The sequence below is a fragment of the Mesobacterium hydrothermale genome, assembly GCF_035818635.1.
In the GTDB taxonomy this organism is placed as follows: Bacteria; Pseudomonadota; Alphaproteobacteria; order Rhodobacterales; family Rhodobacteraceae; genus Mesobacterium_A; species Mesobacterium_A hydrothermale.
The window spans coordinates 120,803-138,032 of the sequence record NZ_JAYLLH010000008.1 but is presented as its reverse complement, the minus strand read 5'-3'; the positions used below and the strand labels follow the sequence as shown (position 1 = coordinate 138,032).

Here is a 17,230-nt window from a genome sequence, read left to right as displayed (position 1 = left end):
TCCGGGCCAACGAATTGAACAGCCCTGTCCAGTTCGGGCAGGCGACGCGTGTCGATCTGAGCGGCAACGTCGTTTCAGGTGTCACCGACAAGCATCTCGCAGACGATCTGTTCCTCGAATACAGTCGGATCCTAAATCGCAACACGTTCCTCACCGCGGGTGTCTCGGTCTCCTATCCCGGGGCCGGAATTGACATTGTCATAGGCAGGAGCGCGGCCCCATGGACAGGAGGTTTCATTAATGTCGTCGTCAACTTCTAAGCACATCGCACTGGCGATGGGGATTGCCCTTGCGGCAGGCGCGACGGGCGCACAAGCCCAGACCGCCCCGCTTTCGGCGCAGGAGTCAGACCCGAAGGTCATGGGGTGGATGCAGGGTTTTCCGCCACCGCCCGACAAGCTGATTACGCAACCTGACAGCAACTATTTCAGCTTTCCCAAGCTGCGCTGGTCGGTCTGTCACCTGCGAGAGTTCCTGCCGACCGAGGAAATCAGCCGTGGTACCGGCGCGCCCGTGCCGCTGGCCTATCCCAGCCCGGCCGAGTTCGCTGATCTTGCCCGCAAGATCGACGCGCTGACCTTCATGCCGATCGGTGGAACCGAACCGATGACCTGGGAGCAATCGCTCTATGCCAACTATACCGACGGGATGCTGATCCTGCACAAGGGGCAGGTGGTCTACGAACGCTATTTCGGCTGTCTCGAGGAAGACGGCAAGCACGCGATCATGTCGATGACCAAGTCGATCACAGGCTTGATGGGCGAAATCCTTGTGACGGAAGGCGTGTTGGACGATACGTTGCTTGTCCGCGATGTGATCCCCGACATCGGTGACAGCGCCTTTGCCAGCGCGACGGTGCGGCAGGTCATGGATATGACCACCGGTGTGCAATATTCCGAGGACTATTCGGATCCCAACGCCGATATCTGGGTTTATTCCCGCGCTGCCAGCCCGCTGCCGAAACCGGAAGGCTATGATGGACCCGACGGCTATTGGGAATACCTTCAGCAGGTCAAACCCGAGGGCAACCACGGCGACGCCTTTCACTACAAGACGATCAATTCGGACATGCTGGGGTGGATGATTTCCCGCGTCACCGGTAAGGCGGTTACCGATCTTGCCTCTGAACGGCTGTGGCGGCGGATGGGGGCCGAACAAGACGCCTACCAGACGGTCGACGGCAAAGGTGTGCCGTTCGCCGGCGGCGGCGTCACGGCAGGGTTGCGCGATCTTGGGCGGCTTGGGCAGTTGCTGCTGGACAAGGGTGTCGCCGCAGATGGCACGCGCCTGTTTCCGGCCGAGGTCGTCGAAAGCATCGCTGCGGGGGGCGATCCGTCGAAGTTCCACGGTTTCGCGACCATCCCCAATGGCAGCTATACAAGTCAGTTCTGGGTCTTCCACAATGACAATGGTGCCTTTGCGGCGCGGGGGGTGCATGGTCAGACGATCTATGTCGATCCCACCGCAGAGATGGTGCTGGTGCGACTGGCGTCGTTCCCACGCGCGCAAAACGGCTTTATCGACCCTACGTCGCTGCCCGCCTATCAGGCTGTCGCCGATTTCCTGATGACGCGTGACTGAGGACAGGCCTTTGCGCGAACCGGCCCGCGCGCCCGATGACCGGTCAGTTTCGCCTGTTCCGTCGGGTGCGTGCTGTTTTTCCGGCCCGGCGCTATCCCTGACGCCGGGCCGGGCGACGCCGAGGGGGCCAGATGACACGCGAGAGGAGGGGTGAACCGCAATGAGCGCAGCGAAGGCCACAGGGTGGCAAAGGTTTGACAAGGCGGCGTTTGGCATCGTCTACGGGGCGATCACGGTGCTTAGCATCCTGCTGGCCACGGCTGCCCATCCCGAAGCGCCGTTCGAAACAGCCGCGGTGCTCTTTGGCTCGGTTCTTGCGATCACGCTGGCCAAGACTTTCGCGGAATTTCTGGGGCACGCGCTTGAGGCGGGGCAGCGGCTGACGCGATCGGGTTGGCAAGCCGCGTGGCGGCACAGCACGCCGACGCTGGCAGCGGCCAACCTGCCCACGGCCTTGTTCGTGGCCGCCGGTTTGGGCTGGATGCAGCCCGAGTCCGCTTTGCTGAGCTCTCAGGCCGTTTGCATCGCACTTCTTGCAACGACCGGCGCCCGGATCGGCTGGGTGCTGGACCGAAGCGTCATGAACGCTCTGCTTGGGGCCTTGTTTGCTGGCGGGATCGGTCTTGCACTTGCGATCTTGAAACACCTGATCCACTAGCGGCATCAGTCGGGCCATGGGGGCGCTGTTGGGCGGCGGTCAGTCCTTGCCGATATCGGGCGCTTGATATCGGGGCTTGCGTCAAACACTATCGCTTTGGGGTTTTGATCATCCGGGCCGCAAGGCAAGCCCGGCCTGTCGTGATCGCCGCGCCGCGCGCCCCTTGGACCCGATAAACCTGTCTGGAGGATCGCCTTGGTTGGCAAGCTTCTCGGTCGCTTCTCGCTACCTTGCCTGTTGCTCGGGCTGCTCTTTTTCGCGGCGTCGCTGACGCCATCGCTGATCCCGCGCGGACCGGACGTTCAGGGCGTGCTTGGCGGGCTTGTCACAGCCATCGGATACCTGATCGGTCAGATCGTTGCGTTTTTTTGGCGGGCCGCGGATCTTCCGCAGCTGTCTGGACGCAAAGCACAGGGTCTGACCGGTCTCATCGCGGTGCCTCTGGTGGTGTTTTTTCTCTGGGTTCTGGGCTCCAGCCTGACATGGCAAAACGACATCCGTCAGAAAATGGGCCTCGAGCCGGCCGAAGCGCTTGGGCTTGTCAGTATCCTTGTCACGGCACTCGTTACGTTTCTGTCGGTCTACCTGCTCGGGTGGCTTGTCGCGGGGCTGTTTCGCCTGATCCGAAGCCGTCTGGGGCGCGTGATGCCAGCCCGCCGCGCCAATGTGTTGGGGTTTGTCGCGGTTGTATTGATCCTTTTCGTGGTCACGCGCGACGGCATCGTTGATGTTGTTGTGCGCGGGCTCGACGAAAGCTATGAGACCGCCCAGGCCTTGTTCGAAAACGCGCCGCCGGCGCCAGTCGCGCCGCAGATGACAGGCAGCGCGGCGTCGCTGATTGACTGGAGCGCAATCGGGAAACCAGGGCGCGATTTCATCACCTCCGGGCCGACGGCCGAAGACATTTCCGCCTTCACCGGGCGGTCCGCACGCGATCCGATCCGCGTCTATGTCGGGCGTGCCAACGGCGACACACCTCATGCGCGCGCGGAACTGGCCCTGGCCGAGCTCAAGCGCCAGGGGGCTTTTGACAGGGATGTGCTGATCGTGGCCAGCCCGACCGGCACCGGCTGGATGGACCCCGGATCACACGACCCGGTCGAATACATGCACGATGGCAACATCGCGACCGTTGCGGCGCAGTATTCCTACCTGCAATCGCCGCTCGCGCTGATCCTGGAAACGAACACGGGGCTAGAGCAGGCAACCGCCTTGCAGGATGTCATACATGGCTATTGGAAAACCCTGCCAAAAGACAGCCGACCGCGCCTTTATGTTCATGGGTTGAGTCTCGGAGCATGGTCGTCGATGCATGCAACCAACCTGTTTCGCTTGCTGGATGATCCGATCGACGGGGCGTTCTGGGCCGGGCCGCCATTCCCGTCCGCGTTCTGGAACTATGTTCAGAACCAGCGGGCCCAGGGGTCAACATGGGTCCTTCCGGTCATCGGTGACAGCACTCTGGTGCGCTATGCTTCGCACGTTTCCGACGCATCCGCCGCTGGCGCCGCCTGGGGGCCGATGCGGATCGTATTTCTTCAATATTCCAGCGATCCGGTGGTGTTCTATGACCCACGGTCGCTGTGGCGCGCGCCGCCCTGGATGCGCGATCCTCCGGCACCGGATATGTCGGCGCACCTCATGTTCATGCCTGTCGTGACACAGTTCCAGCTGGCTTTGGACATGGCCTTGTCTTTCGGGGCGCCCCCCGGGTTCGGGCACGCCTATTACGCACAGGACTACATCGGTCCCTGGGTCCAGGTGACAGCGCCCGAGGGTTGGACCGGGGCCGACACCGTCCGCCTCAAGCGGCACTGCGACATGGGTTTCCAGCACGGTTGCGCGAACCGCCAACGATAAGTCTCTGGGCTGTCCACTGCGTCGATATCGAAAGCGGCAAGGAACGCCGGCGTCAGTCAAGTCGATGGACGGCCCACAGCGCGCCGCAGCGCTTTGGCCCGGTTCACGCGGATTTGCTGCAACCAAACCGATGGGTGCTGGCAAAGGTTGGAAAGGGGCCTCTGACAGGCCCACAGCGCCGTGAGCACTGCGGTTCCCGTGCAGTGGACCGGGAAAGTCTTGACACATGGCCGATCATCGGACCAGCTTTGAAAAGTTGACCGCGAAAGGTGACTTTCCGCTTTGTGCGCAGAAGCCGCTTTTGCTTGGAAATTCTGTATTTTGACAGGCACTTTGGGTGCTTGGGAACCTTTCATGGCAAACGTCATTGGAACCGACTCTGACGAACGTCTTGAAGGCACGTCAGAAAACGACACGATCAATGGAAATGGTGGAAACGACACGCTTGTTGCGCAGCGCCTGTCGGATCGATTGCTGGGTGGATCGGGAACAGATGTTGCGATTCTGCCGTTCGAGCGCAGTCTTGCGCTATGGGAGGCGGTCGATGGCGGGTTGCGGTTCCGTGCCTTTGCGAACCACGCCATCGAGGTCTTCGTTGCGGATGATGTCGAATTTGTCGAGTTTGCATCGGGCACGGTCGAACGGCTTACCCGGCTGAGTTATGCCGATCTGGCCGCCCGGGCCGAACCCCTTGGCGGAACAATCGACGGCGACGTCTCCACGACCGCGACGGCGGGGTCCGATGTCCTGTTCGATCTCAGGCAGCAGCAGCTGTATTCGGGCGGCGACGGCAGCGATATCTTCCTCGGCGGGGCGGTCGGGCGCGAGGAATTGGGTAACTACTACGACGGTTCGCGCCTTGTCGGCGAAGACCCAGAGCATGGCGCCAACTCCAGGGGCGACCGTGTCGTCATCGACTGGTCGCTGTTCGACGGTTTCAATTCCGACCCCGGTCAGGCCGCTGAGTCCCACGAGGTCCATGTCCGGGTACTGTCTTATTCCGAACCGGGCTCAGACTATCTTTACCACAACTCGCAGTATGCGGTCCCGGCAGAGATCGAACTGACGGATACCAGCGGCAACAACACTTTCGGCGTTCCCGTCACCGGAAGACTGTTCCTGAGCGGCATAGAGGCGGTCGATTTTCGGGGCACCACCGGAAACGACACGCTCACCGGCGGGGCCGGAGACGACGTGATCGACGGTTATTTCGGCAACGATCTGATCTTTGGCAACCAGGGCGTGAATGACCTCGATGGCGGATATGGGGATGACACCGTGCTGGGCGGGCTTTACGGCCACTGGAACGGCGGGGAGGGCCTGGACCTGCTGGCGGCGGATCTGTCCTGGGCCGCGGAACCGATCGTCTATGACGCCCGGATCAGCACCGCCAGCCAGACATGGAATGCGGGTCAATGGAACGAAACCCGGTTTTCAGGTTTCGAGAACTTCCAGATCAACCTGACGACGGGCAACGATTTCTTCTATTCCGGTGCAGGCAAACCCAACAGCGATCTGAACCTGATCCTGGCTGGCGACGGCGACGACACCATCGGCGCTCCTGATCCGGGGCCCTTTTCCTACAGCGAGTCAACGCTGCGCGGGGGCCAGGGGACTGATACGCTGATCCTCGACTATACGACTGTATCGCTGGGTGTCGGTGTCAGGATGACCAACCTGAGCGGCGGCAACGCCGACATCACGGATGTCAGTGAAGGATTCCGCACGGCCAACGTCCTCGACGTCGCCGGATTCGAGATCCTGGATTTCTCGGGCACATCGCGCAACGACCGCGTGTATGGCGGCGCACGTGCCGACACGCTGCGCGGCAATGGCGACAATGACACGCTGATGGGCAACGCTGGCAACGATCTGCTTGAAGGTGGCGACGGCAACGACCTTTTGCGCCCGGGTGCAGGGAACGACACGGTCTTGGGCGGTCTGGGCAACGACACGGTCGAGCTTGCCGAAGGCGAGGACAGTGTCGAGACCGGCGAAGGCAATGACAGCGTCACGATTCTGGGCGGTATCGCGGCATTGGACAGCGGCGGCGGAAACGACGTGGTCAATGCAGGAACGACCACGCAGGGGCATTGGAGCGGAGGCCCCGGCTGGGACGTTCTGCTGGGCGATTTCTCGGCCATGACACAGGCGATTGTCTACGATCCCCAATCCGGGGAACATCGCACCACAGATGGTTCCCTGCGCTTCGAAAGCTTCGAAACCCTGTCGGTGGCCTTTGGGTCCGGCGACGATGTCATCGTGGACTCCAAAGGTGGCGGCAACGGTGAGCACCTGAACGCCGGTCTTGGCGACGACACCGTGACAGTCGCTCTTGGCGGTGCTTTCAACGCGACGATATCGGGGGGTGAGGGCGCAGACCTTCTGATTATTGACGCGGAAACCTCGGCCACGGGCGACTACTATCGCGTCGACCGGATAGCGATGTTTGGCGGCGATGACGGGTTTCTGACCGACACCGCTGCATCCATTGCCGATGTGCGTGCAATCTCCTTTATCGGCGCTCTCAACGACCAGACCTACAACAGGCGGACCTCTACAGACGGTTTCGAACGGGTCAGCATCGCCGCCACCGAACAGAATGACAGCCTGTTTGGCGGGGCGCTGTCCGATACGCTGATCGGCAATGCGGGCAACGATCTGCTGGTCGGCGCGGGCGGCATCGACAGCATCGACGGCGGTGATGGCAACGACTGGGTTGTAGCGGGCACGACAACCGCGGGCAACTGGCATGGCAGCGCGGGTATCGACTTGTTGGAGGCCGATCTGTCCGCGCTGACCGCAGCTGTGCTGTACGACGCGGCGACCGGCGCCCATCGCAGCAGCGACGGCGCGGTGCAGTTCACCTCGTTCGAAAGTCTGAAACTGACACTTGGCAGTGGCGACGATTTCCTACGCGATTTGCCGGGCCATTCCGTGGGAATTGGCGGACTGGGCAACACCACGCCAGCCATCGACATGGGTGCGGGCAATGATACGCTCGATATCTCTCCGGGCGGTATGGGCCGTGCGACGATTGAAGGTGGCGATGGCGAGGATCTTTTGATCCTCGACGCTTCGGTCCCTGCGCCAGATGATAACATGACAGTCGCGACCGTCGCTATGCGCGATGCCGCTGGGAACCGCCCGGCTGCCACGGGATCTCTTGCGGACGTGGGGCGCATCTACTTCAACGGAATCGTCGGCCTGTCTCAGCTGTCAGGGTTCGAGCGCGTACAGATCTCGGGCACCCAAAACGGCGACGAGCTTTTTGGCGGGGCGCTGTCCGATACGCTGATCGGCAACGCGGGCAACGATCTGCTGGTCGGCGCGGGCGGCATCGACAGCATCGACGGCGGTGATGGCGAAGATGTCGTGATCGCAGGCACCGTGACCGCCGGCAACTGGCACGGCGGAAACTGGGCGGACATCCTGCGCGCCGATCTCTCGGGCGTTGGCTCTGCCATCCGCTACGATGCGGCGACCGGCGAGCACCGCTCCGAAGACGGCGCGGTGCGGTTCTCATCTTTCGAGACCCTGCAACTGAAGCTGGGCGGTGCGGACGATTACGTACGCGACTTGCCATGGAATGGCACGAACAATGCCGGGGGTTCCACCAACACCGAGATCGAGATGGGAGGTGGCAACGACACGCTTTGGTTGTCGCTTGGCGGGCTCAACCGGGCCACCGTGACCGGCGGGACAGGCGAGGACCGGCTGATTGTCGACGCCGCGACTCCTCCGGGTGGCGAGCGGTATGAGGTCGTCCGCATGCGAATGCTCGATCTCGACGGCTACATCATCTCGGAACCCGACACGGATCTGGCCGAGATCGGGGGGATCTCCTATCAGGCCCGGGCGTCGGACGGACGGGTGTACAATCAGCGGATGTCTCTTTCGGAGTTCGAAAGCACCGAAATCGTCGCGACAAATGCCGACGACGAGCTTTTGGGCGGCGTTGGGGATGACCGATTGACCGGGCGCGGCGGCAACGACCTGCTGGGCGGCGGTAGCGGCGGCACCGACACGGCGGTGTTCGGTGTCGCCTCGGACACGGTGACCGTGCGCCGTCTGAACGATGGCACCCTTCAGGTCGGCTCTGACGAGGGGTCGGACACGCTGTCAGGCATAGACCTCCTCGAGTTTACAGACCGGACCATCGCGGCCATGGATTTCGCGGCGCCTACGGGCGCACTGCGCATCATGGGCGACGGGGTCGAAGGTGCGACGCTTCGGGCCGCCATCGCCTTTAGCGATGCACAGGGGATTGGCTTGCCAAACTGGCAATGGTTCCGCAACGACACCGAAATCACCGGCGCGACCGGACAAGATTACAGGCTGACGCCTGCGGACATTGGCGCGGCAATCTCTGTCCGGGTGACCTATGTCGACGGCTTCGGCATGGACGAGGAAATGCGGGCGACGCCGACCGATGCGATCGTTGCGCGCGCGACCATCGACGGAACCGACGCGGCGGACAGGCTGGACGGGACCGCGGCGCCTGAACGGATCGAGGGCAGGGCAGGGAACGACACCCTGTCCGGAGAAGGCGGTGTCGATCACCTGGACGGCGGCCCCGGCGACGATTTTGTCTATGGCGACGGGCTCAAGGTGGCGCTGGTTCTTGACGTGGCCTGGCAGGTCTATCGCTTGTATCTTGCCACCCTTGCGCGCGAACCCGATATGGGCGGGCATCTGACCTGGACGCAGGCGATTTTCGAAGGGGCGTCGACACCCGCCAAGGTGGCGGCAGGCTTCGTGGGCAGCCAGGAATTCCAGAATACGTATGGCGCTCTGGACGATCCGGCCTTCGTGGAATTGCTCTACCAGAACGTTCTGGGCCGTCCCTCGGACCCAGCAGGGCTTCAGGGGTGGTTGAACGCGCTGGCAGGGGGGGCATCCCGTGCGGACGTGGTGTTGGGATTCTCGGACAGCCGCGAGTTCCAGAACACGACCCAAACCGACGCCGTCGCCTGGAGCCATGGTCACACCGACAGCAACTGGTCGGACGATGTCTTTCGCCTCTACGGGGCGACGCTGGACCGGCAGCCCGATCTGGGCGGTTTCCGCGACTGGGTGGGGCGACTGGGCTCGGGCACACCCTTTCTGACCGCAATCGAGGGCTTCACCGGTTCCCCCGAATTCCAGAACACCTACGGCGCGCTCGACGATGCCGGCTTCGTCAGTCTGCTCTATCGGAACGTGTTGGACCGGGCGGCGGATGCGGGCGGATTGGCCGATTGGCTGGGTCGACTGGGGGCCGGCATGACCTGCGCCCAGGTGGTCGAAGGTTTTGCCCAGAGTCGCGAATTCATCAATGCGACGGCTGCGCCTTTGATGGCGTGGATGCGCGGCCAGGGAAACGACGACGTTCTTGCCGGTGGCGCAGGCGCGAATGTGCTGATCGGCGGATTGATGAGCGATACTTTCGTCTTCGACCAATCCGATGGCGGGTCGCACCGGGTGCTGGACCTGGAGCTTTGGGACAGCCTGCGCTTCGACGGCTTCGGCTATGCCACGGCGCAAGAGGCTCGGGCGTACATGACCCAGGTCGGCGCAAATGTCGTGTTCAACGACGCGGGGACCATGGTAACGTTCGTGGGTGCCGACCTGTCAACCATGGACGTGGGAATGTTCGTCTGACCGGATGTGATGCATCCGCATAAGAAAGCCGGTGCTTTTTCCGGATCGGAACGTTGCCGGATTGCGTGCCGGCGACCGGACGGGCTGCCGGGCGACTCGGGTCGTCCAGCTTTTGCCGATGCGCACCCGTCAATTTCTTGCATTCACGGCGAGGGCGGCCAGCCGGTAGAACCCGTGTGCCATCTTGGTGAACGGCATCAACAGGAAAAACGCCAGCACCGCCCCCAGATGCAGCGCCAGAAGCAAGGGCATCGCCGCCGTCTGGCCAAGGGCGAAAAGCACCAGCCCGCTGAAGCCCACGACCCCCAAGAGGCCGACAAACGCGATTTCCCCGCCAAATGCGCCGCGCGCACCAAGGGCCCGGTCGGACCGCAGCTTGAGCCGGATCATCCCGGCGCAGCCCAGCACCAGCAGCAGGCCGCCCGACACCCCCAGCAGCTTTGGCAGGGAAAGCAGGCCGTAGGGCGCGGGCATGGCCAGCGCGTAATGCATCAGCGTCGCCACGCTGGTCGCCGCAAAGCACGGCAGGAACCCGTACATCACCGCCTGATGCGCCAGCCGACGCGCATGGCTGAACCGATCTTCGTCCTCGAAGTTGCAGCCATCGCCGTGCCCGCCTTTCAGGTCCTTCATATGGGCGGCCTGTTTCACGGCCACGACCAGATGCGCGGCGCTGAACGGCCCCGCTTCGACCCGCCGCCAGTAGCGGCGCAGGCTGACGCCGATGCTGACCAGTGGAAACAGGAACGCGGGCAGGAAGATCGCCACCATCGCATTGTGCGACAGCACGGCGTAAAAGCCTTCGCCGCCCTGCGACCCCGACGCCCGTGCGGCCCAGAACAGCAGCGCAAAGCCAAGGACCGCCGCCACGGCGATCAGCACACCATTCTTCTGGAACGCCTTGCCGGCAGCGCGTGGAAAGGCGAGGTCTTCCCAGCTCTCCTGCCGCACATTGGCCAGCGCCTGAGGCAGGTTCAGGTCAAACTCATGCGGGGCAGTGTATTGGCAGGCATAGAAGCAGCCCCGGCAGTTGTGACACAGGTTCGCCAGTTGCGTCAGCGCGCCATCGCTGAACGCGCGTTCCGCGTGTAGGGCAGGGAACACTGAACAATAGCCTTCGCAGTAGCGGCAGGCGTTGCAGATCTCGGCCTGACGACGGGCCTCTTGCAGCAGATCAGTTTGCAGTTGCATGGGCTGCGGCCTCCTTGCCTGCGATGCGTCCGAAAACGGTTCCGATGGTCATGCCGAACCCGGCAAGGTAGCCTTGGCCAAGGATCGACCCGGCCATGGTTTCGCCCGCCGCCCACAGGTTGGTGACAGGGCGATTGCCGATGGCGCATTGCGCGCGCTCGTCGACCTTCAGCCCCAGATAGGTAAAGGTGACGCCCGTGCGCAGCGAATAGCCGTAAAACGGCGGGTCGGTAGTCGGACGCGCCCAGTTGGTCTTGGGCGGGGTCAGTCCGGTGGTTGTGACACCGTCCAGCTCGGTCGGGTGAAAACTCGAGGTATCCCCGCAGGCGGCGTTGAACTCGGCCACGGTCTGCACCAGCGCATCGGCGGGCAGTCCCATCTTTTGCGCCAGTTCCTCCAGCGTGTCGGCCTGGATCGGCGGAAAGACGGAGGGCATGAACAGGTTCAGCGACTTGGCGTCAATGATGACATAGCCCACCTGATCGGGCTGCGCGGCCACCAGCCGCCCCCAGATCGCATAGCGTTTGGGCCAGACATCCTCGCCCTCGTCATAGAACCGCCGGGCGTCCTTGTTGACGACGATGGAAAACGGCACGCAATCCAGCCGCGTGACAATGCCGCCGTCGAATTTTGGGGCACGGCCGTCGATGGCGACGGCGTGGCATTGCGTCGGGTCGCCCACCTGTTCGACGCCCTGGGCCAGCAGATCGGCCAGCACGACGCCACGATTGTAGGGCGTGCCGCGAATGAGAAAGTTCTTTGCCGCCGGCCCCCAGGCGCGGGCCAGCCAATCGGTATCGGCCTGGAATCCGCCCGAGGCGACGATGACCGATTTCGGTGCGATGCGGTGGGTGCCGCCGTCTTGGGTGTAGTCGATATAGTCGATCCGGTCTTCGGTCAGCTCCAGATGGGTCACCGACGCCTCATAGGCCACCTGCACCCCCAGCTTTTCAGCGGTGCGGTAGTAGGCGTTGACCAACCCCTTGCCGCCGCCCAGGAAAAACGCGTTGGTCCGCGCCAAAGACAGGGTGCCCGACAGCGACGGCTGAAAGCGCACGCCATGCGCATCCATCCAGGGCAGGCATTCCTCGGACGTGCGGATCGCCAGTCGCGCCAATCCTTCGTGGGTCTTGCCGCCGGTGACTTTCAGCAGGTCAGCCAGGTATTCCTCTTCGGTGTAGCTGTCGACCAGCGGGCCCAGCGGCCCATGATGCATACAGCGAAAGTTCCGCGTGTGGCGGGAATTGCCGCCGCGATAGGCCTTTGGCGCGGCTTCAAGGATCAGCACGCGGGCACCTGCCTCGGCGGCGGTGATTGCGGCACAAAGCGCGGCATTGCCGCCGCCGATCACGACAATATCGGGGGTCTCGGACAGGCTCACAACAGGTCACCGACTTCTTCTTTATGAGCGCGGAACCGCGTTGCAATTGATTGCAATGTTTCGCCGTCTGTTTCGTCCTCATCACCCGCCAGCGGCGGATAGCCCGTCGCGGCCATCCCCGCAAATCGCGGATCGCCTTGACCAAGGCCGGAGTAGTCCCCTGTCAAATCCCCCATGAGGCGGCGGAACTGTTCGATCTTCGCTTGCACGATACCGCGACAGGCGTGTCAGGTCGGCCTTGCCTCCGATGGGGAGTAAGGGAGCCAGAAGGTCGCTTGCATCGCTCTGCACGGCTTGACTGAACTTGCCGGACTTGAGCTGGGCCTGATAGTGCCCGATCAGATCAGGCATCCCTGCCGCTTCTGCGTCAGCATCAAGCGTCGGATCGTCCATGAACACCTCGGTGTATTCCAGCGACCAGTTCAGCGCCCGCTGGAAGTACGCCTATATCTCGGCGTCAATGTCCTCAATGCTCGGGCCATCTTGCATTCCAAGCCCCTGAAAATAAACGTCCAACGAATTGCTTAGATAGCGACATCTTAGCGTCGCCTCCTTGCGATGAACAGTTCTCAGAGAGGTCGAGACTTCGGCCCGACCCACCTTTTTGACGAGGTGGCGGGGCACGGCCATGCGAAAATAATATGTCGTGCCGCGAAGCACGAGATGCGGAGTAATGCCCATCCTTGGCGCTCCCACTGTAGCAGTATTCTGTAGCAGGAGCCGGATTTGCCAGTTTCGCTCTTGGAAAACTGTAGATTGACCAGTGGGTTACAGGTCAAGTGGCGGAGACGAAGGGATTCGAACCCTCGAGACGGTTTCCCGTCTACTCCCTTAGCAGGGGAGCGCCTTCGACCACTCGGCCACGTCTCCGCTGGCCTGTCTATGGGGGAGGGCGGGCGATGACAAGCAGAAATTGCGGCTTCGCTGCAATCTCTTGTGCCCGCAGGGAAAAAGGCCGGGGCATGCACCTGGCACACCCCGGTCAGGGAGCGTCAGGCGAAGCTCTTTTCGATCCGGTCCAGTGTGCGCATCGCCTCCAGAACCTGGGCGACAGAGCCGTTGGGCTCGCGGCCTTCCTGGATCGCGGCAACGAATTCGCGGTCGATCAGTTCGATCCCGTTGTTCGACACCGCCACGTCCGACAGGTCGATCTGGTTCTCGCGCCCGTCATAAAGGTCGTCATAGCGGGCGATATAGGTGCCGTTGTCGCAGATATAGCGAAAGAACGTGCCCAGCGGCCCGTCGTTGTTGAACGACAGCGACAGGGTGCAGATCGCACCCGACGGCGTCTTCATGCCGATGGACATGTCCATCGCGATGCCCAGATCAGGGTGGTGCGGGCCTTCCAGGCCGTAGCACTGCGACACGGTTTCGCCGGTCTGGTACTGGAACAGATCAACCGTGTGGCAGGCGTGGTGCCACAGCAGATGGTCGGTCCAGGATCGCGGCTCGCCCTTGGCGTTCATGTTCGACCGGCGGAAGAAATAGGTCTGCACGTCCATCTGCTGGACCTTCAGCTCGCCGGCCACGATCTTGTTGTGGATCCACTGGTGCGACGGGTTGAAGCGGCGCACCTGGCCGGCCATGGCCAGAACCCCGGTCTCGCGCTGGACGCGCACGATCTCTTCGGAATCGGCCAGCGAATCCGCCATCGGGATTTCCACCAGCACCGGCTTGCCGGCCTTCATGCAGGCAATGGCCTGTGCGGCGTGCAACTGGGTGGGCGTGGCCAGGATCACCGCGTCCACGTCATCGCGGGCGATGCAGTCCTCCAGCGTGGTGGCGGCGTGGCCGATGCCCCGCTCGGCGGCCAGTGCGTCGATCTTGGCCCGGGTCGGCCCCATGACCGAGGTCACGGTCACGCCGTCGATATTGGCCAGCGCGTCAAGGTGCTTGATCCCGAAAGCGCCATAGGCGCCAGCGACACAAATCCGCATGTCTTTTCCTTCCTATTCCGCCGCGATCTTGCGGGCGTCGTGATACGAACGGTTTTCCAGGATGATATGGCCCACGGCGGTGTTCGACGCGGGGACGTGATAATGGCGGTGCACCTCGACCACGTTGTCTTCCAGCGCGCCGCGCATGACGTGCCACATCACCATTTCCACGCCTTCGGACCCGGCTTCGCGCAGGTATTCGACATGGGGAATCTGGCTCAGCCCCACCGGGTCGCTGGTCAGCCGGTCAAGGAACGCGTTGTCCCATTCCGGGTTGATCAGGCCGGCGCGCTTGTATTGCAACTGGTGGCTCATGCCGCCGGTGCCGAAAATCATCACGTTCAGATCTTCGGGATAGCTTTCGATCGCGCGGCGGATGGCCTTCCCAAGGTTGTAACAGCGGTTCCCGGTGGGGGCAGGGTACTGCACCACATTGACCGCCAGCGGGATCACAAGGCAGGGCCAGTCGTCTTCGGGTGTCTTGTCGCCGAACATCACCGACAGCGGTACGGTCAGCCCGTGGTCGACCTCCATCTCGTTCATGATGGTCATGTCGAATTCGTCCAGGATCAGCGACTGCGCAATATGGCTCGCCAGTTTCTGGTGGTTCTTCACCACCGGCACAGGGCGCGGGCCCCAGCCTTCGTCGGCGGGCTGGAATTCCGCTGCCGCCCCCAGCGCGAAGGTCGGGATGCACGATGCGTCGAACGCGGTGCAGTGGTCGTTGTAGACAAGGAAGATCACGTCGGGCGTGTTGTCCTTCATCCACGCGCGGCTTTTTTCAAACCCCTTGAAGACCGGCTGCCAATAGGGCTGATCGGTGATATGCGTGTCCATGGCGACACCGATTGCGGGGACGTGGGAACAGCCCACGCCGGCGATGATCCGTGCCATCACTCGTCCTCCCATTCAGATTTGTAACGGTTGCCCTCGATCGACCGGCCGCCGTGCAGCATCATGTCGCGATAGGCCTCGACGCCCATGCCGGTCATGATCCCGGCAAGGTTCTGGAAGTTGATCCCGTCGTTGGCGGCCAGTTTCGAGGTGTAATAGATGTTCCCGCCCAGTTCGAGCAGCCGGTTCCAGTCGCGCTTCAGCACCGCCTCGCGCTGGTCCGCCGTCATCGGGTACTTGTCCAGATAGGCTTCCTCGTCGGCGTTGAAGGCATCACGGTTCTTCTGCAGCCGCAGGGAAATGCAGAACTGGTTCAGGTGATAGCCCTCGCGCGACCGGTCGGCGTCGAAGACGAAGGTGCCGGGAATGTCCTCGTAGTCTTTTTCCATTTGGCACTCCTTGTCGGTTGGGCTGGCGCGGCCAGCCGGTCCTCTCTCGTGGCAGAGAGGTAGCAACTGGGGCCGCGCTGGCCCAATTGAAAGGCGCGTGAGTGTATTGGAAATTGCTATAGGGGGCGTGCGGGCGGTGCGTCCGGACACGGTGGTCCGGCGGCCCGGCGACTGGTGCGGGGGGCGAGGGGGGCGGCCAGGGTGGGCACATGTTTCGCCGTCTGGCGGTTTGGTGTCGCCCGGTGTGCTGCATCGGCAGGCGCATCCTTGTGCGCATGGATTGTGCATAGGATGTGCATACAATGTGCATGCCGGGTTTGCTGATGAAATTCAGTTTGTTAACAAAATCTGACCACCTGCGGGCAGCCGCCGGTCATAGCCTGTCTGAATAGACGGATTATTCCCCCAGGCCGCGCGATGCCTGCCGCAGCAGGTCAAGATAGCGCTGCTGCATCCGCGTTGGTCGCCACCCGGTGCGATAGGTCAGCCCGATGGGCCGGGCGCTGCCCTCCAGCGCGATATCCAGCGCGGCGAAATTCCCCGCCGCGGCCTCGATCGCGATCTGGTGGCGGGAAATCAGCGAGATATAGGGCCCCTCGGCCAGCATCCCGCGCAGCATCACCAGCGATGACGATACCACCCGCACCGGGGTTTCCGGCAGGTCCTGAATGCGCAGCGTGTCGAACAGGTATTGCCCCGCCGGGGTTTCACGCGGCGGCGCAACCCACGGAAAAGACAGGGTATCTTCCAGCGTCAGCCCGTGTCGCCCCACCAGCGGGTGCGACGGGTGCGCCACCACCACCAGCGCGTCGCGGAACAGCGGTTCCTGCGTCACGTCCTCGGCCGGGGCGGGGTCGCGCAGGGCCCCGATCAGGCAGTCCAGATCGCCTTCGCGCAGGCTGCGCAGCAGTTCCGTATACCGTCCGTCGATCACCCGCACCTGCACGCCCGCGTTGGCCGTGATCAGCGCGTGGGTCGCGCGCGGCACGATGGTGGACCGCGCCAGCGGCAGGCTGCCCAGCCGGAAGGTGCTGCGCGTATCCCCCAGTTCCGCCGCGATTTCTTCGATGCCCTGCCGGATTTCGGCCTGCGCCAGCTTGGCGCTCTGGGTAAAGGTCTGCGCCGCCGGCGTCAGTTCCACCCCCGAAGGTGTCGCCCGGAACAGCGGCAAGGCGCAGAGGTCCTCCAACCCCCGCGCAGCACGATGAATCGTCGGTTGCGACAGGTCGAGAGAGCGCGCCGCGATGGTGAAGCTGCCGGTGGCGGCGATGGCGATCAGCGCGCGCAGCTGCGCCGCCGTCAGCAACCGGTCGAACCCCGCGCGCCCCTTGCCGCCCCGCGTCGCGTTGCGCGCGCCCTGCGCCAGGTGTTCCAGCGCCGTGCTGACCCGGCGCACGAACAGCGCCCCGGTGGGCGTCGGCGCGAACCGCCGCATCCGCCGCACCAGCAGCGTGGTGCCCAGCTCGGACTCCAGCTTGCGGATGGCCTGTGTCGCGGCGGGTTGCGACAGGTGGCAGCGCGCCGCGGCCTCGGAAACCGAACCGCTCAGCACCGCCTCCTGGAACACGCGCATGTGGCGAAGGTTGGGGAAGTCCATGGCAGACCCTAATAGCGAAAACTTATGCTACCGGCCTTAATCGAAATAGGCAAACCCGATGGTTTTATGCAATCTCCGCCGCAAAGACACCGCCCAAGA

The 17,230-nt window shown here is 63.1% G+C and carries 12 protein-coding genes and 1 tRNA gene; 4 read left to right on the top strand and 9 right to left on the bottom strand.

Translation table 11 applies throughout. The features are described from left to right. The first annotated feature begins 240 nt into the window (after positions 1-240). From VK792_RS08075 to VK792_RS08060, 4 genes are all read left to right on the top strand, one after another. Complete coding sequence (locus tag VK792_RS08075; RefSeq protein WP_326296951.1) at positions 241-1,581, top strand: serine hydrolase domain-containing protein; 1,341 nt, start codon at positions 241-243, stop codon at positions 1,579-1,581. Between the two features lie 160 nt (positions 1,582-1,741). After that, on the top strand, positions 1,742-2,239 hold the full coding sequence (locus tag VK792_RS08070) for a hypothetical protein (protein ID WP_326296950.1): 498 nt from the start codon (positions 1,742-1,744) through the stop codon (positions 2,237-2,239). Between the two features lie 237 nt (positions 2,240-2,476). Then, positions 2,477-4,099: an alpha/beta hydrolase gene (locus tag VK792_RS08065; protein ID WP_326296949.1), complete on the top strand. Its 1,623-nt coding sequence runs from the start codon at positions 2,477-2,479 to the stop codon at positions 4,097-4,099. A gap of 354 nt (positions 4,100-4,453) precedes the next feature. Next, on the top strand, positions 4,454-9,742 hold the full coding sequence (locus VK792_RS08060) for a DUF4214 domain-containing protein (RefSeq protein ID WP_326296948.1): 5,289 nt from the start codon (positions 4,454-4,456) through the stop codon (positions 9,740-9,742). 129 nt (positions 9,743-9,871) lie between these two features. On the opposite strand, the gene tcuB is transcribed toward VK792_RS08060, so the two are convergent. The 9 genes from tcuB to VK792_RS08020 form a co-directional block, all read right to left on the bottom strand. Continuing rightward, a complete protein-coding gene (gene tcuB / locus VK792_RS08055) occupies positions 9,872-10,927 on the bottom strand; it encodes a tricarballylate utilization 4Fe-4S protein TcuB (protein WP_435404836.1) in 1,056 nt (351 codons plus the stop codon). Beyond that, a complete protein-coding gene (gene tcuA, locus VK792_RS08050) occupies positions 10,917-12,308 on the bottom strand; it encodes an FAD-dependent tricarballylate dehydrogenase TcuA (RefSeq protein WP_326296970.1) in 1,392 nt (463 codons plus the stop codon). The genes tcuB and tcuA overlap by 11 nt, the downstream gene beginning before the upstream one ends. A gap of 2 nt (positions 12,309-12,310) precedes the next feature. Then, positions 12,311-12,523, bottom strand: coding sequence for a hypothetical protein (locus VK792_RS08045; RefSeq protein WP_326296946.1), 213 nt, complete (start codon positions 12,521-12,523; stop codon positions 12,311-12,313). A gap of 235 nt (positions 12,524-12,758) precedes the next feature. Next, positions 12,759-12,995, bottom strand: a complete 237-nt coding sequence (locus tag VK792_RS19520) for a DUF6538 domain-containing protein (RefSeq protein WP_353962940.1) — start codon at positions 12,993-12,995, stop codon at positions 12,759-12,761. Between the two features lie 99 nt (positions 12,996-13,094). After that, a tRNA-Ser gene (locus VK792_RS08040) sits at positions 13,095-13,184 on the bottom strand. Positions 13,185-13,306: 122 nt separating this feature from the next. Then, the gene (locus tag VK792_RS08035) at positions 13,307-14,251 is read right to left on the bottom strand and encodes a Gfo/Idh/MocA family oxidoreductase (protein ID WP_326296945.1); all 945 of its coding nucleotides are present in this window, start codon (positions 14,249-14,251) and stop codon (positions 13,307-13,309) included. A gap of 12 nt (positions 14,252-14,263) precedes the next feature. After that, positions 14,264-15,145: a class III extradiol dioxygenase subunit beta gene (locus tag VK792_RS08030; RefSeq protein ID WP_326296944.1), complete on the bottom strand. Its 882-nt coding sequence runs from the start codon at positions 15,143-15,145 to the stop codon at positions 14,264-14,266. Beyond that, the gene (ligA, locus tag VK792_RS08025) at positions 15,145-15,534 is read right to left on the bottom strand and encodes a protocatechuate 4,5-dioxygenase subunit alpha (protein WP_326296943.1); all 390 of its coding nucleotides are present in this window, start codon (positions 15,532-15,534) and stop codon (positions 15,145-15,147) included. The genes VK792_RS08030 and ligA overlap by 1 nt, the downstream gene beginning before the upstream one ends. A gap of 397 nt (positions 15,535-15,931) precedes the next feature. Beyond that, positions 15,932-17,131 carry a LysR family transcriptional regulator gene (locus VK792_RS08020; RefSeq protein ID WP_326296942.1) on the bottom strand — a complete coding sequence of 400 codons (1,200 nt, stop codon included), beginning with the start codon at positions 17,129-17,131 and terminating at the stop codon, positions 15,932-15,934. Positions 17,132-17,230 lie beyond the last annotated feature (99 nt).

Coding starts and splice junctions, on each gene's coding strand:
- VK792_RS08035 (WP_326296945.1), bottom strand. CDS start 14,251: ATGCGGATTTGTGTCGCTGGCGCCTATGGCGCTTTCGGGATCAAGCAC.
- VK792_RS08060 (WP_326296948.1), top strand. CDS start 4,454: ATGGCAAACGTCATTGGAACCGACTCTGACGAACGTCTTGAAGGCACG.
- VK792_RS08020 (WP_326296942.1), bottom strand. CDS start 17,131: ATGGACTTCCCCAACCTTCGCCACATGCGCGTGTTCCAGGAGGCGGTG.
- VK792_RS08070 (WP_326296950.1), top strand. CDS start 1,742: ATGAGCGCAGCGAAGGCCACAGGGTGGCAAAGGTTTGACAAGGCGGCG.
- ligA (WP_326296943.1), bottom strand. CDS start 15,534: ATGGAAAAAGACTACGAGGACATTCCCGGCACCTTCGTCTTCGACGCC.
- VK792_RS08075 (WP_326296951.1), top strand. CDS start 241: ATGTCGTCGTCAACTTCTAAGCACATCGCACTGGCGATGGGGATTGCC.
- VK792_RS08030 (WP_326296944.1), bottom strand. CDS start 15,145: ATGGCACGGATCATCGCCGGCGTGGGCTGTTCCCACGTCCCCGCAATC.
- VK792_RS19520 (WP_353962940.1), bottom strand. CDS start 12,995: ATGGGCATTACTCCGCATCTCGTGCTTCGCGGCACGACATATTATTTT.